The organism is Bacillus cereus group sp. Bce019 (genome assembly GCF_051781745.1).
GTDB classification, from domain to species: domain Bacteria; phylum Bacillota; class Bacilli; order Bacillales; family Bacillaceae_G; genus Bacillus_A; species Bacillus_A cereus.
This window is the reverse complement of sequence record NZ_JBPWJX010000003.1, coordinates 162,363-184,399: the sequence shown is the minus strand read 5'-3', so window position 1 is coordinate 184,399 and position 22,037 is coordinate 162,363. Positions and strand designations below refer to the sequence as shown.

Below are 22,037 nucleotides of genomic sequence, written 5' to 3'. Positions count from 1 at the left end.
TTTTGGCTATGAATAACGGAATAAATATTAAGTATTCAACAGTTTAAATAAAACGAGTTAGCTTTTTATTTTAAGAAGAAAGATGACTCGTTTTATGCTAAAATTCGCTTAGTGTATATTTTCGTTAAAATGTGGGTGGGCCCCCTTTTAGCAAAACCGGAGTGGGAATGATGAGTATAAATAGTTTTGTGGGATTGATAAATGACGAATTATTAAAAGAGGTAAGTATCAGAAGTGAGGATGAATTCGAGCCTGTAGTAGTTAAAGATATTCCTAGACTTTGGAAGTGTTTAGGAACAGGTAATTATGCCGCAGTATTCATGCACAAAGAATACAAAGATTGGGTAGTGAAAGTTTACGTGCGAGAAGGAGAAGGAATTGAAAAAGAGTCAGAAGTATACCGAAGAATTGGAGATCATCCTTCTTATTCAAAGCTTATATATAAAGGAGAAAATTTCATAGTATTGAAACGTTTAAAAGAAATTACCTTATACGATGCTATTCATAAGGGGATTAAAATTCCTAAGCAAGTAATACTTGATATTAATGAGGCTTTAGAGTATGCGAGGGAACAAGGGTTAACTCCTTGTGATGTTCACGGGAAAAATGTGATGATGGAAAAAGGAAGGGGATATGTAGTCGATGTATCTGATTTCTTAAAAACAAAAGAAGATAGTAAGTGGAGAGACCTAGAAAAGGCATATTTCACCTTTTATTTTCCTTTCATATATAAATTGCCTTTCCCGGTTAAAATACCGTATGTTATGTTAAACATTGTTAGACGTTCGTATAGAAAATATAAGAAGCTTAAAAAGAAATTCAAATTGTAAAAGGACCACATATGTTCCTGAAAACGAGTTAAATTCACATAAATAACTTTAGAAAAATTTCAAATTTTGTTTAGGGGCTACTCCAAGACCTTAGCTTGCTGGGCATGTGGTGTTACCTCAAAAAATAAAAAGATTAGGAGTGAATCCTAATCTTTTTATTTATACATATTTTTGTTAGTTATATCACTATCAATTCCAAAACGAGATATTTTGAATAAATGAAACTGTTAAAATAAATGTTGATGCGCAACCAGCAGTTACTAAAGTTACTATTTTTCGTCCATTCTGTTCTTTTGAAGGTTTTATAAGTTCTGTAATTAACACAATCCATATTATGATAGATACTATTGAAATAATATTTATAGACATATGTAACACATCCCTTCGTGTTTTTACATAAGTATTTCTTCTTTTATAAAATAAAAGCAATTTAACAAGAAAATATGTAACGCATTAAAAATCAATATTTCCCTGTTAAACCCCCTTTTTTAAATAGAAATATGACTGATAAAACGATAACAACAGCCTTCAAACTGCCCCAATATGGATAAATAGCATGATCTGTTAGACTAGCATGCTGAAAAATATTCTCTAAACCGAAAATTCCTATCATGACTGCTAAAAGGAATGAAGCTGATCCATACGTCCCTTTACGATAGAGGGTAAATAAATAGACTGCGAAAATTAGTGGTAAGATGATTTGTAGTACGATTATCATAGTTCGTCCCCCAGATTATTTATAATTATATTATATACAAAATTGTAATAAAAAGGAATAAAACTTATTTGATACTAACAGAACTACTCTAATCATATTCTTCTATAAAAAAGAAGAAAAAGGGGTGTACAGTTAATTGACAAAAGTTAAAGTTAGTTTACGACCCATTGTTCATAACGTAAATTTACCAACTGTATTGAAAACAACGATACTTCCAGGTGAATCGACCGAAAGACTATTTATCGCAACTCAATTAGGAGAGATTTTTTACATAGGGGACGGAGTTATAAAGATATTTTTAGATATTCGTCACCTAATTATTAAATTAGGTACATTTGAAGAAGGTGTTTCTAGTAGCGGTTATGATGAACGCGGATTGCTTGGACTTGCGTTCCATCCACAATTTTATCAAAATGGGTTATTTTATCTTCATTATTCAGTAGCTGGAACTCAAGGACCAGGTGCACTTTCTGAACAATTTAAACCGAATCCTTGTGACCCGAAAACTTTAAATTTAAAATGGCTAAATAGAGATACGCAATATGATCATATCGATACAATTGAAGAATGGATTTTACAATCAAACGGGCACCCTCAAAAACGTAGAACATTACTTAATATAAAACGCCCATTTTTTAATCATAATGGAGTAAATACTTTAAACTTTTCTCCAGAGACGGGGAAACTTGTTTTTACAAATGGAGATGGTGGCTCGGGTTATGATCCGTTCAATTTAAGCCAAGATGATTTAGAAATAGCAGGTAAAATTATTGAAATCGATGTAAGTAAAAATACATTCATAAATAATCCTCCATTCGTTACACGCTTTAATGAACTTCCTCTATCTATACAAGAAACACTTACAGTAATTGCGAAAGGTGTTCGTAATATAACCGGTATTTCATTTCAAAGGTTTTATAATCAATATATCAAATACGCCGGAAATGTCGGACAAGATATTGTAGAGTCTATTTTTTCATTTATTCAATATAAACCTATACCGGTTACAGAACTTGTTCAAATGCATTTTATGAGGTTAACTCCCAATCAAGATGGGGTTATCAATTTTGGGTGGCGAGGATGGGAAGGGGATTTACCTACTTCTTTTATACGACATTGTTCTGAGAATCAGACTTTGGATGAAAGAACAATGGTTTATTATGATGAAACAATACAAACTTCAGTGAAGCGTATTCTGCCTCTACTTAGTTATTTTCATAAAGATTCTAGAACAGATAAGTTTGGAGGAACTTCACTTACAGGAGTTCAGCCATATATGGGAAATGCAATTCCAAATTTAACAGGTAGCGTTGTTTTTACTGACCTTGCCAAGAAAGGAGAATCTCAGTCTCCAATTAAGGGTGTTTTAGCCTATACTAGAGCAGGTACAGATGGTAAACATGCTGACTTTCATGCTATTGAAACCAATTATGATTTTGGTACGCAACCAGCTTATTATATGAGTTTAGGAACAAATTCGGATCAAACTAAATTATATTTAGGAGTTTACAGTTCTATGAAAGTAACTGATTTTAACAAAGGTACCATTTTTGAAATTATTCCCTGATACGATATACACTTGTAGTTTATAATCCAAGGAATTTATTTTGTTTCAAAACGCACAATTTATCCCCCTAAAAGTCTTTTATTATATAGTAATTCATAACAAGTAGAAAGCAGCTCATAAACCACTAGTGTATGAATAATATAGAAAGTAATGAATGAGGCATCTTTAGGGGGAGATATTGATGAATCGGTTTGTACGTTATTGGTATCAACTGATGATAGAACATGATACGAGTTTTGTTCATAAAAGAAAATTGTCCCTTGCGAATAAGTTAGTACTTACAGCTTTGATGAGTACATTGGCCACCATGTTTCAAGCAGCAGGAAACTTAGTTCCTGGTATAGGTTTGCTCATTAGTCCATTTTCGACATTACCGATTTTTTTTGCTATTTTCTATTCTATTCGTGAGGGAATACTTTCTTATATTCTTACTATTCTTCTATTATTTATTATTGAGCCCAGTGAACTAATTGTCTTTCCTTTTACTACAGGCTTATTAGGTCTAGCCTTAGGAGTATCCTTTTTAAAATTAAAGAGGAGAATTTGGATTGTTTCTTTTTCAGCAACTTGTCTACTTATAGGTATTATGATCGTTCTCGATGTTTTCCGCTTTCCGGTACTTGGTCCTGCTGTTCATACAACTATGAATATAAAAATTATTTTATCAATATTTATAATGAGCTTTCTATACTGTTGGATTTATGCAGGTTTTTGCAGAATAATGATGAATAGATTATATAAAGTGTTATATTGACAATGGCATAATGAGGATTGGAGATTGAATTCATGACTAACGTTGCAGTTAGAAGACCGAATTTGAATGATATAGATGAACTATATTTATTTTTCCGTATCGTTATTACGAATACATACAAAAATGAAGGATTGTCACAATTATTGGATGACATAGAAAATGAAATTAACTCAAAAAAGCAGTATTTGAAAAGTGATTTTGATAGTAACGGAGAAAGTCGTTACTTTTTATTAGCAATTGATACAAGTAACGATAAAATCATTGGAACAATCGAAATCGGTCCAGCAAGTACATTGATTAATAGTTGTACAGGTGGTGTACTTAAAAATTTGTATGAAATAGGAACTGTATTCATACTTCCGGAGTATCAGAGAAAGGGAATAGGGAGTTTATTACTACATACAATGTTTCTTACATTACTTAGCAGAGGGATAACAGAATATTGTTTAGATAGTGGATATAAAAATGCGCAAAGTATATGGATGAAAAAGTTTGGAAAACCTAGCTATGTATTGAAAGATTACTGGGGAGAATCCAGTGATCATATGATTTGGAAGAAAAGTTTACATGATACACCTATAATATTTGAATTATAAAATGAAATATGCCTCTGAACATAGCTTTTCTTACTTATGTATGCTATTATTTATCTTTATAATAAAAGAGGACGTGAATGAACTTGATTAAAATTAATATTCCTGAAGCTGATGTTTCAATTACTGAACGTAAACAAGTTATTAAAGGAGACGAGCCAATCATTACTCCAATTAATGGATTTATCGATTTCCACTTGTTCCCTAGAGATAAAGGCGGCATTTTTATGTTTTACAATATTAATGACGAACTTCTTTTCGTAGGTAAAGCTCGTAAAATTAGACAACGTATTAAGAAGCATTTTGAAGATAATGTTTCACCAATTAAAAATCACCGTGATGAAGTATACCGCATTGATGCATGTATCGTAGAAGATCCAACAGAAAGAGAAATTTACGAAACATATATTATTAATGAATACAAAGCGAAATATAACGTTGATAAAGTATTCTACAAATAATCAACATTAATAAAAAACAATCCTAGCTAATATGCCAGGATTGTTTTTTATTTAGATTTATTCTTCATATCTTTCTCCTTTTTTCAAATGATTAGCAGCAACAAAACAGATTACACCTATAAATATAAGTACAATACCAACCGTTGTATGTTTTCCCTCAAAGAAAGGAATATCTGAAATAATATTTGTCATACATAGTCCTAAAAATACAAGGATAGGGCCCACCCAAAGTAATACATTACCGAATTTTGTGTGCTTCCACATAATAACCCTCCTTAATCCTCTTTACATATATATCCATAAACGAAAAGTAAATTCATAGAGAAATATAGTTTTTTTCATATCGAAAATTTAACCCTCATATATTGGTACAAGCAAAAGAGAAAGGAGACCATCATGAATTGGTTAGAAGCTTTCATATTAGGTATAATTCAAGGTTTAACAGAATTTTTACCAATCAGTAGTACCGGACATCTTTATTTAGGAAGGCATTTGTTCCGATTAGATGAGGCTGGCTTATTTTTAGATACGATGCTGCATATTGGGACTTTACTTGCGGTTTTTATTTATTACAAAAAAGAATTTATATATTTAATTAAAAACCCATTTTCAAAGCTCATGTTATTACTTATCGTTGGGACAATACCCGCAGTTGTAATTGGTTTATTGTTTAAAGATTTCTTTGAAGATATTTCAAAAACAGGAATCACGATCGGTTGGGAGTTTTTAGTGACCGGATTTTTTCTCTACACGGCAGATAAACAAAAGAATGGTCGGAAAAAAATGGATGACATAACATATAAAGACGCATTAATTATCGGTTCATTTCAAGCTGCTGCTATTTTTCCAGCCATTTCCCGTTCTGGAATGACAATGGTCGCTGCATTATGGAGAAAATTAGACCGTGAAACTGCTGCTTACTTTTCTTTTTTACTATCGACACCAGCCATTGTTGGAGCTATCATTTTGCAATTTGTAGACGTTTTTCAAGGGAAAGCGGAATCTATTTCTAGTACATCTTTAATTGTCGGAACGTTATCAGCAGCGTTTTTTGGATACATAGCCGTTTCATGGATGATTCAATATTTAAAACGTCACTCTTTAAAAGTATTCGCGTATTATGTATGGGGATTAGGTATTTTAATTTTAATGTTGCAATTTACTGATGTATTTTAAGTATAATGATAAAGAAGTTAATTAGTTTAAGATCCTGTTTCATTCATACAAGGCAGGATCTCTTTTTATTAAGGGGGAAAATATGTTTAATAAGGCTATCGTTATTGGTGGAAGTATAGCAGGAAAGTTTGCAGCAAAAGCATTATCAACTTCTTTTAAAGAAGTAATCATTATAGAAGCTGGTGAAAGGTGGGATGGAAATTCTTCGAGAAAAAGAGTTCCACAAAGTAATCATCCTCACGTGTTATTAAAAGGTGGAGAAAACGCAATTGAAGAATTGTTTCCTAATATTACGAATGAATTAATAGAAGCAGGTAGTATCGTAAATAACTTTACTCGTGATTTAAAATGGCATCAATTTGGTTTATGGAAACAGCCATTCATAGGGGAAGTACATATGATTCAACAAAGTCGTCCTTTGCTAGAATGGCATATTCAAAAACGAATACATCAAATTTCAAATATTACTATTAAATATGAAACATTGGTTAAAGGGTTATTGGTAGATGCAAAGCTTAACAAAGTGTGTGGAGTAAAAGTTAAATATCTAGAGACAAACACACAAGAAGAAGTTCATGCGGATCTTGTAGTTGATGCGAGTGGATTTGGCTCAAAAAGTATAGAGTGGCTACGAGAATACGAAATTGAAGTACAAGAAGAGAAAGTTCGTATTGATTTATTTTACGCAACGAAAATGTTCAAACTTAAAGAAAATGAGAAATTAGACTGTTGCAATGTGCTAATGTCTCCGAGTTTCCCTGATAACCCTTATGGCGTTCTTATTCAAACGATAGAAGATAATCGTTATTTTGTTACTTTCAGTGGATACGCAAACGAGAAAGCACCACAAACAGATGATGAGTTTTATGATTTTGCTGAAAACCTATCAATTTCTAATGTTACAGATTTCCTAAACAAGGCTGAGGGAATTACTGATATAAAGACATACAAAATTCCTTATCAAGTACGCCGGCGATTTGATTTAGTGAATAATGTACCAGAAGGCTTATTAGTTGTTGGAGATGCGCAATGTCGTTTTGATCCCGTTTTCGGCCAAGGCGTATCAGTTGCTGCTATGGAGGCTCACCAGTTGCAATTACTTCTGCAAGGTAGAAAACAACTTGATAAAACATTTACACAACAATTTTATAAAAAGGCAGCTAATATAATAGAAACCCATGGGATATGACAACAACGGAAATATCACGTCATCCGCAACTAAAGAGAGAATTAACTACAAAACAAAAATTTCAGCTATGGTATACGAAACAAATATATCGACTATCCGCAAGTAATTCTGATGTTTATATTCGGTTAGTACGAGTGATGAATTTAATTCGTAGTCCATTTCATCTTTTTCATCCGAAAGTGCTACTATCTGTATTACTTAATCGAAAGTAATAGCAGGAATATAATTGATTAAAAAAGAATGTATAACAGTTAGTAAATCTAGAAGGAGAATACGGGATGGAAATATACATAGAGCAACTAAAGAAACAAGATGCTAAGGATTTATTTACGTTTGAACTTACGAATAAATCTTTTTTTGAAACAATGGTACCAAATCGTGGCTCAAAATATTTTGAATTTGAATATTTCCAAAAACTACTAGACGATTTATTAATAGAACAAGCAGATGGAGATTCTTATTTTTATTTAATTCGTAATGAAGAAAAAGAAATTGTAGGGCGAATTAATTTAGTAGATATAGATACGGAAACTCGAATTAGTTCTCTAGGGTATCGGGTCGGAGAAAAATTTACTAAAAAAGGAGTTGCTACAGCAGCCGTAAAATTAATTTTAGATGTAGCGAAAAAGAATGAAATTACTGAAGTTCATGCTAAAACAACGACTAATAATCTCGCATCACAAATTGTACTAGAAAAAAGCGGATTTTCTTCTTATCAAAACGAATCAGATATAACATCTTTAGAATTAAATGGAGAACATGTAAAGTTTGTACACTATATTTGGAGAAATACTTTGCGCTTATAATAAGGAGGGCTTATTCATGAATGATTTACGTTATCCAATTGGCCAATTTACATACAAACGTCCTATAACTGAAGAAATGATTGATACATGGATTCAAGAAATTGAAGATTTACCTCATGAACTAACAAAGGCAATTAAAGATTTAGATCAGAAACAGTTAGATACACCATATCGCGTTGGAGGGTGGACTGTCCGTCAAGTTGTTCATCACGTTGTTGATAGCCATATGAATAGCTACATACGCTTTAAATTAGCACTGACAGAAAAGAATCCAACTATTAAGCCGTATAAAGAAGAGAAGTGGGCAGAGTTACCCGATTCAAAATTACCGGTAGATGTTTCACTAGTAATGCTAGATTCATTACATAAAAGATGGGTTAACCTTTTATATTCTCTAGAAATTGAAGATTTAGAAAAGACATTTAACCATCCTGAAACTGGTGAAACAAAACTTGCTGTTGCAATAGGACTATACGCATGGCATGGTCGTCATCATACCGCTCATATTACCTCGTTAAGAAAGCGACTTAATTGGTAACATGGAGATTATATTAGAGAAGGCGACAGAAAGTGATGCAGAAGTTATATTTCAAATGCAAATAGACTCATTTAGCCCTTTATTACATAAATATAAAGACTATGAAACAAATCCAGCAAATGAAACTATCGAAAAAACTATTTGTAGAATAAATCATGTAGACGGTGGCTTCTATAAAATAATAGTGGCAATGAATCTTGTTGGAGCGATATGCATTTCACAAAAAGAAACACCCTCTAAATTTTGGATCAGTCCAATGTTTATTCACCCGAGTTATCAAGGAAAAGGAATTGCCCAAAAGGTACTTACATTAATTGAGGAAATGTTTCCTGAAGCAACGAGCTGGGAACTTGCTACTATTTTAGAAGAAGAGAAAAATTGTTTTTTGTATGAAAAGATGGAGTATAAAAGAACAGAAGTTATAAAGAAATTAAATGATGAAACTACACTTATTTATTACAAAAAAGAAAGGTAAAGCATATAAAATACGCTTTACCTTTTTATGTTATTTTAGATTAAATATACAAAAACAATGTATGTTCTTCCAAAATACTCGGGTTAGTAATTTTAAAAATGAATAAAAATACAAAAAACCACTACTTTGTCGTAAAGATTACTAACGCTTTTTGAATGCTTAAAATACTATCGTCACCTTTAAATTCTTTCGTAATTGGATCCTCCATACTAGACACCCAAATTTTAAGTTCTGCATCTAAATCAAAATGCCCAGCCGTTTCGATGCTATATTGTGTAATACTTTTATAAGGAATAGAATGGTATTCTGTTTTTTTGCCAGTTACTCCTTGTTTATCTACTAAAATAAGACGACGATTTGTAAATACGATTAGATCACGAATTAATTTATAAGCATGCTCTACTTTTTCATCGTCCAGCATAATCTTCTCTAAATCACGTTCTACACTTTCAGAACTTGTATTTGATGCATTTCCTAAAATACCGCTAAATAAACCCATATTAAATTCCTCCTTTAATATATGTGGAATGAATTACTTATATTGTAACATGTTACTCACAAAGATATTATGACATTACTTTAGTAGTTTCTGGTTATTGTTGTAATTAGTTTATATAACCTCATCTTAAAATCTTATGCTAATATGAAATTAAGAAAAAAGAAGCAGAGGGATATAGCATGAAGAATATTGGTTTAGTATTAGAGGGCGGAGGAATGAAAGGTTTATATACTGCAGGTGTACTCGAATATTTCATGGAAAAGAACTTATTCTTTCCATATGTAGTCGGCGTATCAGCTGGAGCCTGTATGGGAGCAACCTATTTGTCACGTCAAAAAGGTAGAAATAAGAAAGTAAATACAGAGCTAGTATCAGATTACAGGTATATATCTTATCGAAACTTAATTCGAAAACGTGAATTATTCGGAATGGATTTTTTATTTGATGAAGTACCTAATAAAATTGTACCATTTGATTTTCAAACTTTCTTAAACTGTAATGAACAGTTTGTTATAGGGACAACTGATTGCGAATCAGGACAAGCCATTTATTATAATAAAGCAGAACACGGAAATGATATTTTAAAAATCATTCGTGCATCTAGCTCTGTGCCGTTTATAGCACCTGCTGTAGAATATAATAATCGAAAATTATTAGATGGAGGGATTATAGACCCTATACCTGTTTTGAAAGCCCAAAAGGATGGTTATGAAAAGAACGTTGTAATTATGACAAAGCCAGAAGGATATGAGAAGCAGCGAAATAAATTTTCAGGCCTGGCTAAAATTTTATATAGAAAATATCCGAAAATCGCAGAGAATTTAGTAAACCATTATCGTTTTTATAATGAGACGATATCTTATATGAATCAAGAAGAACAAAAAGATAATTTTTATGTAATTCAGCCAAGTGTACAGCTTCCTATAAGCGGAATAGAAAGAAATAAGGAAAAGCTTGTTAATCTATATAATCTTGGGTATATCGATGCTCAATATCATTATGAAAACTTATTAAATTGGATAGAGAAATAAAGGAGGAGGAAGTTGAAGTTAGGAAAACAAATTATTTTTAAGGAATTGCAGAAAATGCATAGTCCACTTCATAAACCGTTTCCTTATCGTGCTACAGCAAAATTGCAACGAGACCTAAAAAGTAAATTTACCGAAGATGATTGTATAAACGCTGATTTTAATCATTATTGGATGCATACAGCAGCTACTTTAAATTCTGTACTAAATGGAAACGAACAGAACATTACGTTTCAACAAATAAAGTGGTTAAGAAAATCGTTTTTTGAGTGGTTTCCGCAATATCGTTTTCTAGAAACAGAAATTGTGAATTATCCCATTTTGTATAGAGATTTCATAAGTTATGAGAAGACCAGGAAGCTATTACTTTATTACCTTACTGAATAAAAGCGAAAACGTACAGGTTACATTACTTGTACGTTTTTTTGTTCATAAAACATTCAATATTAACAACTAGTTTATATAGGAATTCTAATGAGAAGAAAGAAGTACATATAATAGAATGATACAGGGGAGGAGAGAGGAATAGCTGTTTTACTTTAAGTTATTGTCCAACTCGAATACAGTTAGTTATTTATGTTAAAATATTTCGAGTGAAATCAAGCTTTTAAGGATTTCATTAAACAAAACAAGTTAGCAACGTAGAAGGGATAACATTAACATGAAAAACGTATTAAATATAGATAAAGTAGAATCAATAAAATCTTTACAGTCAACAATTAGTAAACTTGAAAATGCCTTATCACAGATGACTCAAAAAGGATCAAATACTACTTTAGTGAAAAAAAGACTCAAAGCAGCTAGTATCGGCTTAGCTATGTTAGAAAGTGTTTGGAAGCAAGAAACTCATCATTATACTCAGGAAGATTTAGCAGAAGCTCGTAATGTTCTGATTGGTTTGCTTCCATCAATTGAAAAGATTTACGTTAAGTCAAAGCTTGGGAGTCCTCAAAGAACACTTTTAGAAAGAAGAATAAAATCATTGGAACTTTCTATTCAAGCAATAGATACTTATTCTAGTAAATAACTCATTTAAAGAGTCTTATTACAAAAGTGTAGCAAGGCTCTTATATCATTCTATCAAAATTTAATATCCTTACTGCCACATTGCAGCAAGGGCAAAACATCTTGATCTACCTCATAATTATTCTTAAACTTCACATCTTCAAGAACATTTCATTGTCTTTAATAAAAATCCATGCATTAAGTAATCTTCAATCGCAAAAACACTCAATTATTTAATTTACGAAAATGGAATACCGCCATGTATTGCTGTAGATTATGTTAATCAGCTAGAAGAACTAACTTTTGAAAACGATATTCCTTGGATTGAAAATCAAATTTCATCTATAAATTCTAATGCAACTCAACTTCACTTTTATATGGTAGCAGGACAACTTGAAAACAAACCTCTTTTAACGGCCAACAATCACTTGTATAGAGTTTTAAAAGATAAAGGGTATAAAACCCCTTATAAAGAGTTTCAAGACGGTCATGATAGCGTGTGAGGTTAAAAAAGTTGTTTGATGGATTGAAAGCTTTGAAATAGATAAAAACCAGACTTTAAAATAAAAAGGAGAGAAAATCTATGAAGCAGGAAGAACTCGATAAAAAACTAAAAAAACAAGAGATTTTAGTAAAAGATGAGAAAGTTTGGTCTTATACGTATGAGGATCATATTAGTTCTATCGTTAAACAAGCAGAACAGAAAGGAGCTTTTGATCATTTACCTGGTAAAGGGAAACCTCTTAATCTTGATAAAGATCTTTCGTACAATCCTGAAAAGCAACTTTATAGAACTTTAGCAAATAATCATGTTTTACCTAGGTGGATTGAGCTTTCAAAAGAAATTGATGATTTAAAAGAAAAGCTAAAAGAAAATACAAATACTGCAGAAGCAGCGGATTTAATTCGAACTATTAATAAAAAGGTATTAGAACATAATCTACTTTGTCCACCAAGCGCGCAAAAAATGAGGGTGAAAATGGATTTTTAACGATTTTCAATTAAGCTATCGCTTACTATATAATTAAGTTAGGCATTTTCAATTCATTACTAAAAGGAGGCAAATATAGTGAAGAATACGTATCAACTTCAAATTCCGAAAGAACTAGAACAGTATCGTAGTATTTTAGAAGAAAGTGTGAAACCGTATGTTAAAGTGTCTGGAACATTAGCAGAGACAACGCTTTTTGAAAGTAAGTTTGGTGGATATCCGTATTTACCTATAGATCAAGAGCATCCTAAAGACTCAAACGGACAACCTATGATGCTACTTGCGCAGTTAAACCTTGAAGAAATACCAAACATTGAACATATGCCTCAACATGGAATGTTACAGTTTTTCATAAGTGCTGAAGAAGATCTTTTTGGAGCAGATTTTGATCATCCCACAAGCCAAAAAGACTTTCGAATTGTTTATCATTCTACAATCACAGCGGATTTAACTAAGGTGATTACTGATTTTAGTTATTTAAACACTTTAGATTTAGAGAATTTTATCATACCCAAAGCAGCAAAACTAAAGTTTGAGTTGGCATATCAACCAGTAACACCAAGAGATTATCGATTTGAAATGATTTTTAATGATAACATTGATTGGGAAGAAATTGTTGATGAAGAAAATAATACAGAATTAGGCGAACTGTATGATGATTTATGTAAGGATCAAGGACATAAAATTGGTGGTTATCCATTTTTCACACAGACAGATCCAAGGGAATGGGAAGAAAAATACCAGCAACATGACATATTATTGATGCAAATCGATACAGACGATTCATTAAATATTATGTGGGGCGATTCTGGGGTTGCTAATTTCTTTATACGTAAGGAAGATTTGTTAAATCTAGATTTTTCCAATGTCATTTACAATTGGGATTGTTACTAGAAGATATAAATAAAATAATAGCAAACAAAAAATCTTCCTGAAGGTGAGGAGGATTTTTTTATGTTAAAAATAAGCGTTATGTTAACTAGAATAAAAAACAATGAGTGTAATGAAAGTCAAGCCTAAATAACAGAAATAACAACAAATAATGTAAAGTTGTAAAACATGTGCAAATAGCAATTAATTCATTAAGTAAAACATAAAATAAAATTATTAATTTATATTTTGTATAGAAATAATTTTTCTGTATAAAAATTTCTTGCCAATCAAAAATGTTTTTAATTCGTTAAATCTTAAGCGATTATTGATTAAGATTTGCTGTGATGAATTTATAACAAATAAAAACGATAAAAACTGAAGAAATTTGTTTAGATAAGATTTAATGTAAATCTCACCAAAAATCTCCGTTTCGTCTCATTGAGTATAGTTTACTTGGGTTTTGATACCTGGTATTGCTTTGTTTCTATAACTGCCTATAATATATATTATGTCTACTAGAAAAAAGTAATAAACTTATTATAGATTAGTTCCATTTGGTATACTTCCCTTTTCTTTATTTATTAGTGAATAGTTCGTTGATGCAGGATTAGTGTAAATAATCATTAATAAAACATAATAAAAAGCAACTTGTTTAATTATTAAATTTAAACAAGTTGCTTTGAATTTGACTAAACTATATTTATAATTTGTTTGCTTTAGCAATTACTTTGATTTCAATTAATAATTCATCGTGAATTTTAATTTTATAATTGAACTTGTTTGTGAATTATTCGATTATCATTACAATTATTCTTTTTCTTGAAAAATATTGTATTTACGCTTTAAATGTAAACCTTTATCTTTATAAATCCACCGTGAAAATTTATTAACATTATTTTTACCACTTAGGTAAATACGATATTGTTTTTCTTTGTCAACAAAACTTAATTGGAATTTATTATTCTCAAGGATATCTTTAAAAGAATTCATAAAATTATATGATCCACCAACAAAACTAACAAAGTATTTGTGAGAGTTAACATGACCATCCCCATCAAAATACCCACGAACAAAATGATGCAAATATTCTTCTGGTACAAAAGGAAATTCAATGTTAAATGATTTACATGGCATAATTCCGTGTATGTTCATAAGGTCGTCTTTTATTGTTTTGCTATTAATATTTAGCATATATACGCCTGTTTTTTTGTTTTGATAAAGTGGCTGGTTTGTTTTTAGTTCTTTTTTTATATCTTCTAAAATATAACTTTCTTTTTGAGATATACTGACACATTGATTTTCTTTCTGTATAACACCATCTGCTGCTATAAACCCTAAAATATAAGCCATATTGTTTGACCACGTTTTAAAATAATCTTCTGTTATGTCATACTTTCTCTTCCAACTCCCTATAGCGCGTCTTGGTACGTTATTGTCTGATAAAACCATACGAATATACCTTGCAGACACATTAGCAAGCATGGCGATTTCTGAGGTGCTCTTCCCTTCAGTATACAAATGCATGATTTCAGATTTTGATAGTTTACATTTTGATTTCTTTTTTCGCTCTATGTGCACTTACATCCTCTCCTTCCTTTCTTTTATTAGAGACATATTTTCTTCTATAACATACAACGAAACGTATGTTCTTTGTTGCGTATAAGAAGGAATTTACTAAATAAAAACAATTTACATGTACTTAATATTTGTTTTAGCTGCCACTGTGCAATTTGTACTTTATAGATACAAATAATGAATTTGACGAATTTATGAAATACAAGGCAATTTAGATGAAAGGTAAAATAATATAGTTTAAACTACAAATAGCTACAATAACAACATACGTAAATTGTTAATCGTAAAAAGGAGAACGAATGAATAAGAAATATACAAATCAAATTCATACTGATATGAGTTTTAAACCGAAAGATATTATAAGTTTAATGACGGATTACTTTAAAATAAAATCAAAGCTGCGTCCTATAAAGGATTTGCCTATCGTTTTATCAAATAAAGATAATGAATCGTTAGAGAGTGTTACATGGTTTGGCCATTCTGCTTCTCTTTTGAAAATAGAAGGTAAAAAACTATTATTAGACCCTATGTTTGGAGATGCCTCTTCCCCATTCCCTTTGTTTAATAGTAAACGCTATAGTGGTACTTTTTCTTTAGAACGTGATGACCTTCAAGAAATTGATGCGATTATCATTTCTCATAATCACTATGATCATTTGAATTACAAAAGTATTATGCAGTTAAAAGATCGCGCAAAGCACTTTTATGTTCCAACTGGAGTTGCACAATACCTTATTAAATGGGGTGTTTCACCTAGTAAAATTAGTGAGCATAATTGGTGGGACGAAATTACATTTGATAATATTAAGTTAGTTTGTGCTCCTGCAAGGCATTTCTCGGGACGTGGTATGACAGATAGAGATCGTTCATTATGGTGTTCATGGCTTATTCTTGGTCAAGAGACTAAAATTTTCTTTAGTGGTGATAGCGGTTATGCCCCTCACTTTAAGGAAATTGGTGATAAATACGGTCCATTCGATCTTACATTAATGGAATGCGGGCAATATGATCCGAGGTGGTCTGCTATTCATATGTTGCCTGAAGAAACGGTACAAGCTCATATTGATGTTAAAGGAGAATTACTTCTTCCGATTCATTGGGGTGCCTTTACGTTAGCATTACACGAATGGAGTGACCCGATAGAACGTGTTACGAAAGAAGCTAACCGTTTAGGAGTTAAAATTACAACGCCTCAAATTGGTGAATCTATTACGTTAAAATCTACAAATTATCCTTCATCCGCTTGGTGGAAGGAAATTTAATTTTAAAATATAAAAAGAGCGAATCCTCTTATAAAGAATTCGCTCTTTTTTCTGTATTTAAACTTATTTCACAATATTGGATTTCCCACTATCTAAAACTCTATTTGCTGGTACACTGGACATTTCAACCACTGTATTCATACTCTTATCAGTCAGTTCAATGAGTTCGGTTTCATGTTTTATTTTATTTAAATCCCACACCATCCCATGAAATTCATTATGCTGACCACTTACCTGTATAATGCTTTTTGTTTTATTTGAAGGCTGTATTTGAAGATTTGTAAATTGATTCCCACTAATTTCATTTGGCGTAGTTACTTGACTATCCATATAAATCATATTTACACAGTCTTCTAAAGAAAAGTTCATAAAACGATTGGCATTTATCCAAGCTTGTCCGGTGCTCGGTTTTTTTGCTACTAATTTTAGTCCGGTTTCCATTCCTACAATTTTAATGTTTTCGAAGTTAACAAACGAAATTTCATTTTCTTTTCCAGCAGAGTATAAAGAAATTCCGGTACCTTTATTCGTTTCCGTCCAATTGATAATATTTATATCTTTTATTTGTGTTTTGTTCCAAGTGTTATAATATTTATTTTTACCGTCTAAATAAATAACTTCAGAGTTAAATTTAGGATCGTCAATAGCTATATACGCTCCTTCAATGGATGCGTTGTTCTCCAGTTCTAGAACTCTAAAGTTTCCCTCAACTACAAATTGGGATCCATAACCAAATAATAATTTCACACCTTTTTTAACAATGATTGGTGACGTAATTTTATACTTCTTATCATCAAGTAATACCGTTTTAATTTTACTAGATTCTGCTTTATTAATAGCAGATTGTATTTTTATTGAATCATTTTCCCCTTTAAAGTTTTCTACATACAAGTTAGTACTTTTAGCTGCATAGTCTTTTTTGTTGTATTGATAAAAAGCAAAAATAATTAAAACTATACCAATGAGTAAAACAATTATTTTCTTCATCATACTCACCCCATATCGATTAATCTATGGCTTTTATATTGAGGTTATTATTTTACTTTGTATTTCAGATTACCATTGCTGCTTTGTCTATGAATTATATTATGTAGGAATTAGTAAACTGTTTGCTTTACTAATACATCATTCTTATAATGTATTGATTTATGATTTCATAAAACAAAAGTCTGCTTGTACATAATGTAATTCCTTCCTCTATCCCTAATAAGCTCTTACTGGTGATATAAGATGTACTGCTGCAGATTGTTCTCCTGCTTCAATCAATATCGGTCTCATAGAACCGCCAAAGCTTAAAGTAATCGTTTCTTCTTTTATTGCTCGTAAAGCATCAACCATAAAACGCCCATCGAAAGATATATTTAATTGTTTTTCACCTTGAATTGCATCTATTTGTTGCGTTTCGGATATTTTCCCAATTTGAGAAGCATTTGAAGAAATTTTAATTGTGGATTCGTTTATGATTTCTAAGTTAACATTGTTATTGGCCCATTCACTTGCTAATAAACTTGATCGGTCTACACCTTGTAATATCTTTTTTCTATCTACGTTAATAATCGTTTTAAAATCATTTGGAATAAGGTTAGAAATATTAGGATATTTCCCTTCAATTAGTCTTGAATATAATGTAGTTGTTCCGAACGTAAATATAATATGACTCTCCGAAAGGTAGATATATACGAATTCCGAATTGCTGTTCATTAATTTTAGAAGTTCATTAATGGTTGCGCTTGGTACAATACAATTTGCTTTTACATCTGAGGAAAGTAGCGTTTCACGTATCGCTAGTCTATGTGAGTCAGTTGCAGCACAAATTAACTTATTATTAGATAACTCTATATGCACCCCAGTAAGAACAGGTCTAGATTCATTTTTTGCTACTGCAAAAAATGTTTGTTTAAATACTTCAATCAATTGCTCTGTCTCTACTTTGATTTCTGCATGATTGTCTATAAGTGGTACATTCGGAAACTCATCTGCAGGAAATCCATTTAAACTTAATGTGATTTCTTCTGATTGTATCTTAATAATTTGCTCATTCTTACTTTTTATTGCTATATCACTTGGCATTTTCTTTATTATTTCAATGAAATACTTTGCAGGTACAACAATAGTTCCTGCCTTTAAAATAGTTGCAATCTTTTCGTCTTCAATTAAAACAGGAATGAATTTTTCAATAAAAATATTCGAGTTACTTGCAATTAAAGTAATTCCAGATTGATCTGCAGTTATTTTTATACCAGATAATATAGGAATTAAAGATTTTGTTGATATTGCTTTGTTGACTTCTGAAAGTGCTTGAGTGAATTGTTTGTGATTAACGATAAACTCCATTTTTTCCCCGCCTTACATGAGATAATATTTTTATGAAGATTGATGAACGATTGTTCCGTTAAAAAAATAAGGTACTGTTTCTTTCTTTTGTAATAAATCTAGTAAATGTTCTGGTATGCGTAAATATGGAGCTGCTATATGTAATTCCATCCAAGTAATCTCTTCAATTTCTTTTGGCCTTGATATATTTGTTTCCCCGCCGATTATTTCACCTGAAAAATTAAAGAATATTGCATGGTGTCCTCTCTCTTCGAAAAAAGCTTCGCTAATGTAACAAATACCATTTACAGTTATATGTAGACCGGTTTCTTCTTTCACTTCTCGAATGACTGCCTCCTCTAACGTTTCTCCTAATTTAACTGCACCACCTGGTAGTGTGTAATAAGAACCATTCTTCCCTTTGTTTTTTACCATTAAGATCTTTTCATTTGTTTTATCGTATAAAAGCGCATATGTAACATTTACTTTTTTCATCTAAGTCCACCTTCAATAACGAGAATTTTCTGTCTTTGTTACATTCTACCATTTAATCGTTTTAAAATATAAAAAAATTAATAGAGTATTTCATTTATCTATCCTTAGTAAAGGTAATAATCGATCCCCCTTCATTTCTAAATAAAAAGAACGTATTTTGAAAGTAATTATTCAACGTACGCTCTTTATGATTTGATTGATTCATTTTGGGATTCTATATATTTTCTAACCTTTTTTCCAAATAGTATCGATTATGCCCTTTAGGGTGATTTTCACTTACTCCAATTACTTTATATCCATGTTTTTTATAAAAAGCAGGTGCCTGAAAGCTAAAAGTATCTAAATTGATTAGGCTACACTCTTTTTCAATTGCAAATTCTTCAATACATTTTATTAACTTGGTTCCATAACCTTCGTGTCTATATTCTTCTGTTTTACTATTTTCATTTTAAATATCACGCTCCTTTTAAAGTATCTATTCAATTTAATAATCGTAATATCCTGTCTAACTTAATTGTCGTAGTGCACGGTTTCATTTCACTAAAACTTAAAAAAGCCGTACTACATTTTATTTGTAGTATGGCTTTTTACCACGTTTGATTCTTTTTACTTAAAAATTCCGTTAGTTTGAACGTATAAGTACAATAATTCAATTGTATTACTGCGAAAAAGAATGAACATTCCTAAACCAATTAGAACGATTGGAACGCTAATATGACAATTTCTCTCAAGTACTTTAGCTAAAATAGGAGCTCTTAACAATGTGTAGCTAATAGAACACCATATTGCTATCATGCAAAAAAAGATAATTAATGTAACGATATTTGCTTCCAAGGATTGACTAGTGAACATTGGTATATAAATTGAGATATTATCAGCTCCATTAGCTAATGTAATCGCAGCTACTTTAAATAATGAACTAGAAGCTTTATCAATGACTTTATTACTTTTGTTAGAACGAAGCGAGAATAGTCCTTTAACACCCATATAAATTGGCACGAATCCTAATACCCCAATCCACGAAACAGGAATGAAAAAAGAGCTTAAAGACCCAACGATACTTAGAAAAATAATCATACTAAACCCCACATATTGTCCAATAGCAATATAAAGTTTTTTTCTCATAGCTTTTTCGCGGACAGCTCTATCTTCTTTCCTAAGTACTTCTGTTCTTACTTGTGAAAATAAAACAAGCAGTATAAAAATATCATCAATATTTGTTGTAGCGAATGCCACAACAGAAGAAATTATGGTTGTAATCAATATAAGCCAACTACTTTCATTGTAAACTTATAAGAAAATAATGATCTATGAATGAAGTGCACGTTCCATCACAAAGTTGGTTAACTGTAATTTTCTATATGTTTTTTAACAACATGTTAGTTCCTTTATAAAACAATATGAATATTCTACGCATCTGCTACTTAGTTCATCAAGAAATAAACAACTTTATTACTTCTCAAATCATTTCATTTTAAATTAAATAACTCTATTCTCTACACAAAAAAGAGCCCTATATTAGGACTCTTTTTTGTATTAAGCTACTTTCCGATGTAAATGTTTTAGTTCATTTTTCTTCTCTGCATTTGGTGGACGGATTAATATTGAAATAATGAAGGAAATAACACTTAAAACACCGATTATAATGAAAGTTGGTTGAAATCCCCCGAGTATCGCTCCAATAAATGATCCTGCAAGCGCACCAAATCCGAAACCTTGATAGACAATCCCGTAATTTGTACTATGGTTTTTTAATCCAAAGAAATCTCCGACAATAGCTGGGAATATGGTTATATTACCACCGAAGCAAAAGGCGACACTTGCTACACAAGCAAAATAGATTCCATAATTTAGCGGAATAAAACTTAAAGTAAAGACTGACAAACCTATGATAATAAACGTTGCAGAGACAATTTTCATTCGGCCGATTTTATCTGATAACGTCCCAAGAATGATTCTACCTACTGTATTAAAGATTGCAATCATAGCAACGGCGTTTGCAGCGGTTGCTGCGCTAAGTCCGACGAGTTGTACACCGATATCTTTTACCATACTGATTAAATACAAGCCACCCATACACGAGGTGAATAACATAAAAAATAGCAGATATACTTGTTTCGTTCGCATCATTTCACGCGGAGTATAGTCATTGTGTAATGTTTCAGTTACAGCATTACTTACAATTGCCTCACGTAAGAAGAACGATCCAATTAACACTAAAAGTAACACGATAATACCCCAATATAAGAATGCTTGTGATACACCAAGGTTATCGATAAGATTTCCGTTTATATATCTAAAGATTAAGCTGCCCATTCCATACGCTGATACAGATATACCTGAAATAAGCCCTTTCCGATCTGGAAACCATTTAATTAAATTAGATAGTGATGTAATATAAGCTGTTCCATCCGCATAACCGACAACGACACCAGCTAATAAATATAATAGTGGTAAGGAAGAAACTTGTGAACTAAGTATTAAGCCGAGTCCTAAAACAATTCCTGCAGTAGCAATAAGTTTCCGAAGTCCTAATTTTTTCTGTAACTTTGCTGCAAATAAAGTTGAGAATGATAAAGAAAAACTTGTTATAGAGAAAGTTATCGCTACTGAATTGAGATTCCATCCAAACTTACTTACAAGGGGTTGATTAAATAAACTCCATGTATAAATTGTTCCAAGGCCAATTTGAACAATTATTGTACCTAGAACAATTAGTAACGGATTTATAGAAGTTTGTTTCATACTAACTGTCCCCTTCTTTTATCTTGACATGAATTTTCACAGTTAGTATATCCATCGTAAATTGCAAGATACTGTACGGAAAATGGTAATTAAGTTCATATACACAAAAAGACACTTCATAAAGAAGTGTCTTTTGCAGGTTAT

The 22,037-nt window shown here is 31.3% G+C and carries 24 protein-coding genes and 3 pseudogenes; 16 read left to right on the top strand and 11 right to left on the bottom strand.

Going from position 1 to position 22,037, the window contains the following annotated elements; genetic code table 11:
- Positions 1-170 precede the first annotated feature (170 nt).
- A complete protein-coding gene (locus ACS2QP_RS07125) occupies positions 171-830 on the top strand; it encodes a serine/threonine protein kinase (RefSeq protein ID WP_063536534.1) in 660 nt (219 codons plus the stop codon).
- Between the two features lie 189 nt (positions 831-1,019).
- Here the strand turns inward: ACS2QP_RS07125 and ACS2QP_RS07120 are convergent, their stop codons facing one another.
- Together ACS2QP_RS07120 and ACS2QP_RS07115 are read right to left on the bottom strand one after the other, a co-directional pair.
- Positions 1,020-1,199, bottom strand: a complete 180-nt coding sequence (locus ACS2QP_RS07120) for a hypothetical protein (protein WP_326265309.1) — start codon at positions 1,197-1,199, stop codon at positions 1,020-1,022.
- 91 nt (positions 1,200-1,290) lie between these two features.
- On the bottom strand, positions 1,291-1,548 hold the full coding sequence (locus tag ACS2QP_RS07115; protein WP_086385706.1) for a hypothetical protein: 258 nt from the start codon (positions 1,546-1,548) through the stop codon (positions 1,291-1,293).
- A gap of 136 nt (positions 1,549-1,684) precedes the next feature.
- Between ACS2QP_RS07115 and ACS2QP_RS07110 the strand changes: the two genes are divergently transcribed.
- The 4 genes from ACS2QP_RS07110 (at position 1,685) to ACS2QP_RS07095 (ending at position 4,923) form a co-directional block, all read left to right on the top strand.
- Positions 1,685-3,115, top strand: coding sequence for a PQQ-dependent sugar dehydrogenase (locus ACS2QP_RS07110; protein WP_438882268.1), 1,431 nt, complete (start codon positions 1,685-1,687; stop codon positions 3,113-3,115).
- Between the two features lie 181 nt (positions 3,116-3,296).
- Positions 3,297-3,869 carry a hypothetical protein gene (locus ACS2QP_RS07105; protein WP_438882267.1) on the top strand — a complete coding sequence of 191 codons (573 nt, stop codon included), beginning with the start codon at positions 3,297-3,299 and terminating at the stop codon, positions 3,867-3,869.
- A gap of 32 nt (positions 3,870-3,901) precedes the next feature.
- On the top strand, positions 3,902-4,465 hold the full coding sequence (locus ACS2QP_RS07100; RefSeq protein ID WP_006929726.1) for a GNAT family N-acetyltransferase: 564 nt from the start codon (positions 3,902-3,904) through the stop codon (positions 4,463-4,465).
- A 77-nt stretch (positions 4,466-4,542) separates the two neighbouring features.
- On the top strand, positions 4,543-4,923 hold the full coding sequence (locus ACS2QP_RS07095; RefSeq protein ID WP_001048941.1) for a nucleotide excision repair endonuclease: 381 nt from the start codon (positions 4,543-4,545) through the stop codon (positions 4,921-4,923).
- Positions 4,924-4,980: 57 nt separating this feature from the next.
- On the opposite strand, the gene ACS2QP_RS07090 is transcribed toward ACS2QP_RS07095, so the two are convergent.
- Positions 4,981-5,187 carry a hypothetical protein gene (locus tag ACS2QP_RS07090; RefSeq protein WP_153580962.1) on the bottom strand — a complete coding sequence of 69 codons (207 nt, stop codon included), beginning with the start codon at positions 5,185-5,187 and terminating at the stop codon, positions 4,981-4,983.
- Between the two features lie 132 nt (positions 5,188-5,319).
- Here ACS2QP_RS07090 and ACS2QP_RS07085 point away from each other — a divergent pair, with 132 nt between their 5' ends.
- From ACS2QP_RS07085 to ACS2QP_RS07065, 5 genes and pseudogenes are all read left to right on the top strand, one after another.
- Complete coding sequence (locus tag ACS2QP_RS07085; protein ID WP_059303763.1) at positions 5,320-6,099, top strand: undecaprenyl-diphosphate phosphatase; 780 nt, start codon at positions 5,320-5,322, stop codon at positions 6,097-6,099.
- 82 nt (positions 6,100-6,181) lie between these two features.
- Positions 6,182-7,500, top strand: a pseudogene (locus tag ACS2QP_RS07080) (FAD-dependent oxidoreductase).
- Positions 7,501-7,566: 66 nt separating this feature from the next.
- Positions 7,567-8,094 carry a GNAT family N-acetyltransferase gene (locus ACS2QP_RS07075; RefSeq protein ID WP_438882266.1) on the top strand — a complete coding sequence of 176 codons (528 nt, stop codon included), beginning with the start codon at positions 7,567-7,569 and terminating at the stop codon, positions 8,092-8,094.
- A 16-nt stretch (positions 8,095-8,110) separates the two neighbouring features.
- Complete coding sequence (locus ACS2QP_RS07070) at positions 8,111-8,632, top strand: YfiT family bacillithiol transferase (RefSeq protein WP_000999062.1); 522 nt, start codon at positions 8,111-8,113, stop codon at positions 8,630-8,632.
- Position 8,633: 1 nt separating this feature from the next.
- On the top strand, positions 8,634-9,107 hold the full coding sequence (locus tag ACS2QP_RS07065) for a GNAT family N-acetyltransferase (RefSeq protein ID WP_063536529.1): 474 nt from the start codon (positions 8,634-8,636) through the stop codon (positions 9,105-9,107).
- A gap of 121 nt (positions 9,108-9,228) precedes the next feature.
- Here the strand turns inward: ACS2QP_RS07065 and ACS2QP_RS07060 are convergent, their stop codons facing one another.
- On the bottom strand, positions 9,229-9,606 hold the full coding sequence (locus tag ACS2QP_RS07060) for a PH domain-containing protein (RefSeq protein WP_153580965.1): 378 nt from the start codon (positions 9,604-9,606) through the stop codon (positions 9,229-9,231).
- Positions 9,607-9,785: 179 nt separating this feature from the next.
- Here ACS2QP_RS07060 and ACS2QP_RS07055 point away from each other — a divergent pair, with 179 nt between their 5' ends.
- From ACS2QP_RS07055 to ACS2QP_RS07035, 5 genes and pseudogenes are all read left to right on the top strand, one after another.
- Positions 9,786-10,637 (top strand): patatin-like phospholipase family protein, encoded by an 852-nt coding sequence (locus tag ACS2QP_RS07055; RefSeq protein ID WP_063536527.1) that lies wholly within the window; start codon positions 9,786-9,788, stop codon positions 10,635-10,637.
- Between the two features lie 12 nt (positions 10,638-10,649).
- Positions 10,650-11,021, top strand: coding sequence for a YxiJ-like family protein (locus tag ACS2QP_RS07050; protein WP_029442484.1), 372 nt, complete (start codon positions 10,650-10,652; stop codon positions 11,019-11,021).
- Positions 11,022-11,295: 274 nt separating this feature from the next.
- Positions 11,296-11,661: a hypothetical protein gene (locus ACS2QP_RS07045; RefSeq protein ID WP_438882265.1), complete on the top strand. Its 366-nt coding sequence runs from the start codon at positions 11,296-11,298 to the stop codon at positions 11,659-11,661.
- 88 nt (positions 11,662-11,749) lie between these two features.
- Positions 11,750-12,630 (top strand): annotated as a pseudogene (locus tag ACS2QP_RS07040) (DnaJ family domain-containing protein); the annotation flags it as partial.
- A 78-nt stretch (positions 12,631-12,708) separates the two neighbouring features.
- Positions 12,709-13,524, top strand: a complete 816-nt coding sequence (locus ACS2QP_RS07035) for a YwqG family protein (RefSeq protein ID WP_000799803.1) — start codon at positions 12,709-12,711, stop codon at positions 13,522-13,524.
- Positions 13,525-14,310: 786 nt separating this feature from the next.
- Here the strand turns inward: ACS2QP_RS07035 and ACS2QP_RS07030 are convergent.
- The gene (locus ACS2QP_RS07030) at positions 14,311-15,081 is read right to left on the bottom strand and encodes an LAGLIDADG family homing endonuclease (RefSeq protein WP_000546826.1); all 771 of its coding nucleotides are present in this window, start codon (positions 15,079-15,081) and stop codon (positions 14,311-14,313) included.
- A gap of 296 nt (positions 15,082-15,377) precedes the next feature.
- Here ACS2QP_RS07030 and ACS2QP_RS07025 point away from each other — a divergent pair, with 296 nt between their 5' ends.
- Positions 15,378-16,340, top strand: a complete 963-nt coding sequence (locus ACS2QP_RS07025; RefSeq protein ID WP_001037062.1) for an MBL fold metallo-hydrolase — start codon at positions 15,378-15,380, stop codon at positions 16,338-16,340.
- Positions 16,341-16,403: 63 nt separating this feature from the next.
- Here ACS2QP_RS07025 and ACS2QP_RS07020 read toward each other — a convergent pair whose 3' ends face one another.
- From ACS2QP_RS07020 to ACS2QP_RS06995, 6 genes and pseudogenes are all read right to left on the bottom strand, one after another.
- Positions 16,404-17,327 (bottom strand): hypothetical protein, encoded by a 924-nt coding sequence (locus ACS2QP_RS07020; protein ID WP_366982190.1) that lies wholly within the window; start codon positions 17,325-17,327, stop codon positions 16,404-16,406.
- A 216-nt stretch (positions 17,328-17,543) separates the two neighbouring features.
- Positions 17,544-18,674 carry a DNA polymerase III subunit beta gene (gene dnaN / locus ACS2QP_RS07015; RefSeq protein ID WP_438882264.1) on the bottom strand — a complete coding sequence of 377 codons (1,131 nt, stop codon included), beginning with the start codon at positions 18,672-18,674 and terminating at the stop codon, positions 17,544-17,546.
- 30 nt (positions 18,675-18,704) lie between these two features.
- Positions 18,705-19,148, bottom strand: a complete 444-nt coding sequence (locus ACS2QP_RS07010) for an NUDIX hydrolase (protein WP_078420795.1) — start codon at positions 19,146-19,148, stop codon at positions 18,705-18,707.
- A gap of 214 nt (positions 19,149-19,362) precedes the next feature.
- Positions 19,363-19,581, bottom strand: a pseudogene (locus tag ACS2QP_RS07005) (GNAT family N-acetyltransferase); the annotation flags it as partial.
- Positions 19,582-19,754: 173 nt separating this feature from the next.
- The gene (locus tag ACS2QP_RS07000) at positions 19,755-20,411 is read right to left on the bottom strand and encodes a cadmium resistance transporter (RefSeq protein ID WP_153580970.1); all 657 of its coding nucleotides are present in this window, start codon (positions 20,409-20,411) and stop codon (positions 19,755-19,757) included.
- A gap of 273 nt (positions 20,412-20,684) precedes the next feature.
- The gene (locus tag ACS2QP_RS06995; RefSeq protein WP_063536515.1) at positions 20,685-21,893 is read right to left on the bottom strand and encodes an L-lactate MFS transporter; all 1,209 of its coding nucleotides are present in this window, start codon (positions 21,891-21,893) and stop codon (positions 20,685-20,687) included.
- Positions 21,894-22,037: the final 144 nt, after the last annotated feature.

What these genes read in the sequence shown, in the direction of transcription:
- ACS2QP_RS07125 (WP_063536534.1), top strand. Translation starts at nt 171, where the DNA reads ATGAGTATAAATAGTTTTGTGGGATTGATAAATGACGAATTATTAAAA.
- ACS2QP_RS07120 (WP_326265309.1), bottom strand. Translation starts at nt 1,199, where the DNA reads ATGTCTATAAATATTATTTCAATAGTATCTATCATAATATGGATTGTG.
- ACS2QP_RS07115 (WP_086385706.1), bottom strand. Translation starts at nt 1,548, where the DNA reads ATGATAATCGTACTACAAATCATCTTACCACTAATTTTCGCAGTCTAT.
- ACS2QP_RS07105 (WP_438882267.1), top strand. Translation starts at nt 3,297, where the DNA reads ATGAATCGGTTTGTACGTTATTGGTATCAACTGATGATAGAACATGAT.
- ACS2QP_RS07100 (WP_006929726.1), top strand. Translation starts at nt 3,902, where the DNA reads ATGACTAACGTTGCAGTTAGAAGACCGAATTTGAATGATATAGATGAA.
- ACS2QP_RS07095 (WP_001048941.1), top strand. Translation starts at nt 4,543, where the DNA reads ATGAACTTGATTAAAATTAATATTCCTGAAGCTGATGTTTCAATTACT.
- ACS2QP_RS07090 (WP_153580962.1), bottom strand. Translation starts at nt 5,187, where the DNA reads ATGTGGAAGCACACAAAATTCGGTAATGTATTACTTTGGGTGGGCCCT.
- ACS2QP_RS07085 (WP_059303763.1), top strand. Translation starts at nt 5,320, where the DNA reads ATGAATTGGTTAGAAGCTTTCATATTAGGTATAATTCAAGGTTTAACA.
- ACS2QP_RS07075 (WP_438882266.1), top strand. Translation starts at nt 7,567, where the DNA reads ATGGAAATATACATAGAGCAACTAAAGAAACAAGATGCTAAGGATTTA.
- ACS2QP_RS07070 (WP_000999062.1), top strand. Translation starts at nt 8,111, where the DNA reads ATGAATGATTTACGTTATCCAATTGGCCAATTTACATACAAACGTCCT.
- ACS2QP_RS07065 (WP_063536529.1), top strand. Translation starts at nt 8,634, where the DNA reads ATGGAGATTATATTAGAGAAGGCGACAGAAAGTGATGCAGAAGTTATA.
- ACS2QP_RS07060 (WP_153580965.1), bottom strand. Translation starts at nt 9,606, where the DNA reads ATGGGTTTATTTAGCGGTATTTTAGGAAATGCATCAAATACAAGTTCT.
- ACS2QP_RS07055 (WP_063536527.1), top strand. Translation starts at nt 9,786, where the DNA reads ATGAAGAATATTGGTTTAGTATTAGAGGGCGGAGGAATGAAAGGTTTA.
- ACS2QP_RS07045 (WP_438882265.1), top strand. Translation starts at nt 11,296, where the DNA reads ATGAAAAACGTATTAAATATAGATAAAGTAGAATCAATAAAATCTTTA.
- ACS2QP_RS07025 (WP_001037062.1), top strand. Translation starts at nt 15,378, where the DNA reads ATGAATAAGAAATATACAAATCAAATTCATACTGATATGAGTTTTAAA.
- ACS2QP_RS07020 (WP_366982190.1), bottom strand. Translation starts at nt 17,327, where the DNA reads ATGAAGAAAATAATTGTTTTACTCATTGGTATAGTTTTAATTATTTTT.
- dnaN (WP_438882264.1), bottom strand. Translation starts at nt 18,674, where the DNA reads ATGGAGTTTATCGTTAATCACAAACAATTCACTCAAGCACTTTCAGAA.
- ACS2QP_RS07010 (WP_078420795.1), bottom strand. Translation starts at nt 19,148, where the DNA reads ATGAAAAAAGTAAATGTTACATATGCGCTTTTATACGATAAAACAAAT.
- ACS2QP_RS06995 (WP_063536515.1), bottom strand. Translation starts at nt 21,893, where the DNA reads ATGAAACAAACTTCTATAAATCCGTTACTAATTGTTCTAGGTACAATA.